6 protein-coding genes are annotated in these 6,433 nt (G+C 71.4%); all 6 read left to right on the forward strand.

Annotated elements, in window-relative coordinates; all coding sequences use genetic code 11:
- The coding region (locus tag ACJ73U_RS28915) for an Acg family FMN-binding oxidoreductase (RefSeq protein WP_407780885.1) at positions 1 to 847 on the forward strand (847 nt) is incomplete at its 5' end.
- Between the two features lie 267 nt (positions 848 to 1,114).
- Positions 1,115 to 1,408, forward strand: a complete 294-nt coding sequence (locus ACJ73U_RS28920) for a hypothetical protein (protein WP_407780886.1) — start codon at positions 1,115 to 1,117, stop codon at positions 1,406 to 1,408.
- A gap of 125 nt (positions 1,409 to 1,533) precedes the next feature.
- Entirely contained in the window at positions 1,534 to 2,133 is a 600-nt protein-coding gene (locus ACJ73U_RS28925) for a hypothetical protein (protein WP_407780887.1), read from the forward strand.
- A gap of 256 nt (positions 2,134 to 2,389) precedes the next feature.
- Entirely contained in the window at positions 2,390 to 3,781 is a 1,392-nt protein-coding gene (locus tag ACJ73U_RS28930) for a cytochrome ubiquinol oxidase subunit I (RefSeq protein WP_407780888.1), read from the forward strand.
- Positions 3,782 to 3,795: 14 nt separating this feature from the next.
- Positions 3,796 to 4,818, forward strand: coding sequence for a cytochrome d ubiquinol oxidase subunit II (gene cydB, locus ACJ73U_RS28935; RefSeq protein ID WP_407780889.1), 1,023 nt, complete (start codon positions 3,796 to 3,798; stop codon positions 4,816 to 4,818).
- Positions 4,815 to 6,433: thiol reductant ABC exporter subunit CydD (gene cydD, locus ACJ73U_RS28940; protein ID WP_407780890.1), on the forward strand; the 1,619-nt coding region annotated here is incomplete at its 3' end. The genes cydB and cydD, both read left to right, overlap by 4 nt.

A 6,433-nucleotide genomic window follows, 5' to 3' on the forward strand; every position in this document is an offset into this window, starting at 1 on the left:
CCGGGACCTGCTGCTCAGCTGTGGTGCCGCGCTCCACCACCTGCGGGTGGCGCTGGCGGCGGCGGGCTGGGAGACGGACGTCCACTACCTGCCCAACGAGCACGATCCCGACCACCTGGCCACGGTGGAGACACGGCCGAGGGAGCCTGGCGACGACGACGTCGCTCTCGCCGGCGCGATCCCCCGGCGCCGGACGGACCGTCGCCGCTTCACGTCGTGGGAGGTGCCGGGCGAGCACCTCGACCTGTTGGTGCGCCGGGCCACGCGCGCGGGCGCGCTGCTGGTGCCCGTCACCGACGGTGCGACCCGCTGGACGCTGACGCGTGCCATCGACGCCGCCGCCCGCCAGCAGGCCGACAACCCGGACTACCAGTCCGAGCTGGCCAGGTGGAGCAGGAGCAGCCTCGCCGCCCAGGACGGTGTGCCCGCCGCCAGCGGCGCACGGACGCCCACCCGGCACGACGACACGGCGATGCGCACATTTCCCGGTGGCACGCTGGAGAACGCACCCACCGGCCGCGGCGAGGACGACCGCGGCGAACTACTCGTGCTCGCCACCCTGGACGACGACCCCGCGTCGGTGCTGCGCGCCGGTGAGGCGGCCAGCGCCGCGCTGCTGACGGCGACCGACCTCGGTCTGGCAACGTGTCCGCTCTCGCAGCCGCTCGAGGTCGCCGACACCCGCGCCACCATCCGGGACCAGCTGCTCGACGGCGCTGCCCACCCCCACCTGATCCTGCGCGTCGGCTGGGCACCCACCTCCGCGCCACCGCTACCCCGCAGCCCGGTCCGCCGGACCGAGGACACGGTCGGCCGCCTGCCGGGCGCACGCCTGTACGAAGAGTGAGAACCACGGCAGTTCGCCGCGGAAGCAACGAATCCGGACGCGTCGGCCGGGCTCTGCCCACGACCCGCCCGAGCACCACGCCTTCGGTGTCGGCAACGGGGTGATGGCACTCGCCGGGATCGCCGTGGGGAACGGCTCGCTGACCGGCCTGTCTCCGCATGGCCGTCACGGTGTCCGGCGGCGCTTGGCTCGCGAGTAGCCGAAAGGCCATGCCGGCAGGGACTTTCGCCGCTGTGCCGCCCGGCGCCGCGCGCCGATGGTGGAGGTATGGCAGCCGACTACGACACCAGGTCGATCTCCCCCGTGTGGCAACGGCATCGGGCCGCCCGCACGGTCGCCGGCCGGGCACGTGACGTGAAGGATCTCGCGGAGCTCCTCGGCATGTTGGGGCTGACCGCGGCGGAGGGGCGCGTGCCTCCGGCGGAGTCCCCGGACGAACCCCCCGGGCCCGCGCGACGGACTCCCCTGGTCACGCTGGATCCGATGAGCGCCTGCCGGCTCCGCAACCTGCTCCGTGACGGCAAGGCGCACCGGACCGGACGGTCCGCGACACCTCGGTGATCGCCGGCGCGGGCCCGGTCGTCGATCAGGGACCAACGTTGACGACAAGAGGGACCTTGGACTCCAGATCACGGCGGTCCGGACACCGAGACTGATATCGAAACCAAGTGAAAGGGAGGCAAGCGATGTCCATCAAGGACAGCCCGCAGCAGCACAAGAACATCCCGGTCCAGCGGACAGCCGAAGCACCGGTCTCGGCCACCGTGTCGGCCGCCGCCGGTCCCGTCGCGGCCGTGCTGCGCGTCGTGACGGGTCTTGTCTTCGTCTGGGCGTTCGTGGACAAGGTGTTCGGTCTGGGCTACGCCACCCCCGCCAAGGGCGCGTGGATCAACGGCGGCTCGCCCACCAAGGGTTTCCTCGGCAGCCTCGACCACGGTCCGTTCGCCGACATGTTCCGTTCCTGGGCCGGCGCGGGCTTCGCGGACTGGCTGTTCATGCTCGCCCTCGCCGGCGTCGGCGTCGCCGTCGTGCTCGGCATCGGAATGCGGATCGCCGCGGTGTCCGGCGCGCTGTTGATGCTGCTGATGTGGGCCGCCGAGTGGCCGCTCGCCCGGTTCACCGACGCGGGCCAGCCGACCATGTCGACCAACCCCATCATCGACTACCACATCATCTACGGCCTCGTACTCATCACGCTGGCACTCATCGCCGCCGGCAACACCTGGGGCCTCGGCAGGACCTGGGCCAACCTTGACATCGTCAAGAAGTACCCGTGGCTGCGCTGAGCACCCGACACATCCAACCGGTTCCGCCGGTCACCGGATCACGGTGGCCGGCGGAGCCACGAGCAGGCCGAAACCAGGCGGACGAAGGCCGGTGACCGAGACCCTGACCGCACCACTGGACCAGGAACCCCTGTCATCCCCTGTCCGGCAAGGACTTTGGTCCCTGCACATCTGGCCTTTTCGGCACTGATCGCGGAGAGCACGCCGCCGCATGCTGGCAACTGACATCCTTCACACCTCTACCAGGAGAGCCCGGATGGACGCGTTGGACCTCGCGCGGTGGCAGTTCGGCATCACCACCGTGTACCACTTCATCTTCGTGCCGCTGACGATCGGACTGTCCTTTCTGGTCGCCGGGAAGCAGACCGCCTGGGTGCGCACGAAGAACGAGCGGTACCTGCGCATGACCAAGTTCTGGGGGAAGCTGTTTCTCATCAACTTCGCCATGGGCGTGGTCACCGGGATCGTGCAGGAGTTCCAGTTCGGCATGAACTGGAGCGACTACAGCCGCTTCGTCGGGGACATCTTCGGCGCGCCGCTCGCGATCGAGGGACTGCTGGCGTTCTTCCTGGAGTCCACGTTCCTCGGCCTGTGGATCTTCGGCTGGGACCGGCTGCCGAAGAAACTGCACCTGGCCGCCATCTGGCTCGCCGCCACCGGAACCGTGCTCTCCGCGTACTTCATCCTCGCCGCGAACTCGTGGATGCAGCACCCGGTCGGCTACCGGGTCAACGGCACCACCGGCCGCGCCGAGCTGACCGACTTCGGCGCCGTGCTCACCAACTCCACCGCGGTCGGCGCCTTCTTCCACACGATCACCGCGTGCTTCGTCACCGCGGGCATCTTCGTCGTGGGGATCAGCGCGTGGCAGCTGCGCCGCAAGAAGGCCGACGAGGTCTTCCGGCCCTCGCTGAAGATGGCGCTCGTCACCGTGCTCGTCGCGAGCCTCGGCGTGGTGGTCAGCGGTGACCTGCAGGCCAGGTTGATGACCGAGCAGCAGCCGATGAAGATGGCCGCCGCGGAAGCCCTGTGGGACACGGTGAGCCCGGCCTCGTTCTCGCTGTTCACCGTCGGCACGCTCGACGGCTCGAAAGAGGTGTGGAGCCTGCGGGTGCCCGGCGTGCTGTCGTTCATGGCCACCGGCCACTTCGACGGCACCGTCGAGGGCATCAACGACCTCCAGGCCGCACAGGAGAAGGCCCACGGCACTGGCGACTACCGCCCCGACATCCCCGTCACCTACTGGACGTTCCGCCTCATGATCGGCCTCGGGATGCTGATGGGCCTGCTGTCCCTGCTCGGGCTGTGGCTGCTCCGCCGCCCACGGATCCCGCGCTGGTTCACCGTCGCGGCCGTCGCCTCACTCGCGCTGCCGACACTGGCCAACAGCGTCGGCTGGATCTTCACCGAGATGGGCCGCCAACCCTGGGCCGTGTTCGGGCTGATGACCACCGCAGACGGCGTCTCCCCCACCGTCTCCGCCGGCACGGTGCTCACCTCGCTGATCGTGTTCACCCTGCTGTACGGCGTGCTCGCGGTCGCCGACGGCGTGCTGATGTACCGCTACGCCAAGGCCGGTCCACCCGATCCCGCACCAGCGGAGTCCGCTGTGGACACCGACGAGTCCGCCCCCGTGTTCGCGTACTGACCTGGAGAACTCCGATGGCTCTCACCGACATCTGGTTCCTGCTGATCGCGGTGCTGTGGACCGGCTACTTCGTCCTCGAAGGGTTCGACTTCGGCGTCGGCATGCTGCTGCGCGTGCTGTCCCGGGACAACACCGACCGCCGCGTGCTCATCAACACCATCGGCCCCGTCTGGGACGGCAACGAGGTCTGGCTGCTCGTCGCCGGCGGCGCCACCTTCGCCGCGTTCCCGCTCTGGTACGCCAGCCTGTTCTCCGGCTTCTACCTGGCGCTGCTGGTGATCCTCGTCGCCCTGATCGTGCGCGGCGTCGCGTTCGAGTTCCGCGGCAAGATCGACAGCGACCGCTGGCGCCGCGGCTGGGACATCGCGATCATGACCGGCTCCGCGGTGCCCGCGCTGCTGTGGGGTGTCGCGTTCGGCAACATCGTCCGCGGCGTGCCCCTCGACGCCGACCACAACTTCACCGGCACCTTCTTCACACTGCTCAACCCCTATGCGCTGCTCGGCGGCCTGACCACCCTGAGCGTGTTCGCCTTCCACGGCGCGGTGTTCGTCGCGCTCAGGACCGAGGGCGAGGTGCGGGCCCGCGCCAAGGGCCTCACCCTGCCCCTGGGTGGCGCGGCGATCCTGCTCGGCGCGTCGTTCCTGTTCTGGACCCAACTCGCCCACGGCACGGGGTGGACCTGGGTGCCGGTCACGGTCGCCGCGGTCGCGCTCATGGCGGCCGTCACCGCCGCCTACACCGGCCGCGAGGGCTGGGCGTTCACCGGGACCGCGCTCACCATCATCGCGACCACGGTCGCGTTGTTCGGCGCGCTGTACCCCGACGTCCTGCCCGCCAGCAACGACGCGGCCAACAGCCTCACCACCACCAACGCGTCGTCGACGCCGTACACCCTGCAGATCATGACCTGGGTCGCGGTGTTCTTCACCCCCGTCGTGCTCGCCTACCAGGCGTGGACGTACTGGGTGTTCCGCAAGCGGGTCAGCCGGGCGCACATCCCGGCCGGCCAGGGCCTCGTCGCGGAACGGTCGTGAAGCCGCTCGACCCGCGCCTCCTCCGGCACGCCGCCGCGGCCCGCCCGTTCATCCTGGTCTGCGCGCTGCTGGGCCTGGTGACCGCGGGCCTCGTGGTGGCACAGGCCGACCTGCTCGCCGGCGTCATCACCGACGCTTTCCTCGGCGGCGCGGGCCTCGCGGCGTTGGCCGTTCCCATCGGACTGGTCGCCGCCGTGGTGCTCGCCCGCGCGGCGACGGCATGGCTCGCCGAGTCCGCGGCCCACCGCGCCTCGGCCACCGTGCTGAGCCAGCTCCGGGCCGCGGTCGTCGACAAGGCACTCGCGCTGGGCCACCACCGGCTCACGCCGCTGCGCGCGGGCTCCGAGCAGCGTTCGCGCGGTGGTTCCGTGCCCGCGGCTCGCTCCGCTCACGGGCGCCGCGGCGACCGGTCGCCCGCCGAGCTGGCGACTCTCGCCACCCGCGGGGTCGACCGGCTCGACGGCTACTTCGCCCGGTACCTGCCACAGCTGCTGATCGCGGCCATCGTGCCCGCGGTGATCGCGGGCCGCATCCTGCTCGCCGACTGGGTCGCCGCGCTGATCGTCGGGCTCACCATCCCGCTGGTCCCCCTGTTCATGATCCTCATCGGCCGCTACACCGAGCGGGGCGTGCGGCGCCAGTGGCGGACGCTGTCCGTGCTGGGCAACCACTTCGTCGATCTGGTCGCCGGGCTCGCGGTGCTCACCGCGTTCGGCCGGGCCAAGACCCAGCGGCGCACGCTGGCCGAGATCACCCGTACCTACCGCCGGCAGACCATGCGCACGCTGCGCGTCGCGTTCCTGTCCGCGCTCGTGCTCGAGCTGCTCGCGACGCTGTCGGTGGCCGTGGTCGCGGTGTCGGTCGGGCTGCGGCTCGTGGCCGGCGACCTCGACCTGCACACCGCGCTCGTCGTGCTGGTCCTCGCACCGGAGGTGTACCTGCCGCTGCGTGCGGTCGGCGCCCGGTTCCACGACAGCGCGGAGGGTGTGGCCGCGGCCGAGGAGATCCTGGCGCTGCTGGACGAGTCCGGCGCGGCGACCGGGACCCGGGCACCGGCACCCGACCCGTCCCGCGTGCCGCTGCGGCTGTGCGAGGTCACCGTCACCGGCCGGTCCGGCCCCGTGCTCGACCGGTTCTCCCTCACCGTCGCACCCGGCGAGGTCGTCGGCGTGACCGGACCCAGCGGGGTGGGCAAGTCGACGCTGCTCGACCTGCTGCTCGGCTGGTACCCGCCGGACGCCGGGCACGTGTACGTGGACGGCGTCGACCTCGCCGACCTCGACCGCGACGCGTGGCAGTCGCGCATCGCGTGGGTGCCGCAGCGACCGCGGCTCGTGACCGGCACGGTGGCCGACAACATCCGCCTCGGCGCGCCCGCGGCGACCGACGCGGAGGTCGCGGCGGCCGCCGACGCCGCGGCGTTGGACGTGCCGCTGTCCACCCAGGTCGGTGAGCTGGGCGCGGGCCTGTCGACGGGGCAGCGGCGGCGGGTCGCGCTCGCCCGCGCCGTGCTGCTCGATCGCCCGCTGCTGGTCCTCGACGAACCCACCGAGGGTGTCGACGCGGAGACCGAGCAGGCGATCCTCGACCGGCTGCCCGCTCTCCTGGCCGGCCG

Source organism: Actinophytocola sp. (genome assembly GCF_045807065.1).
Lineage (GTDB): Bacteria > Actinomycetota > Actinomycetes > Mycobacteriales > Pseudonocardiaceae > Actinophytocola.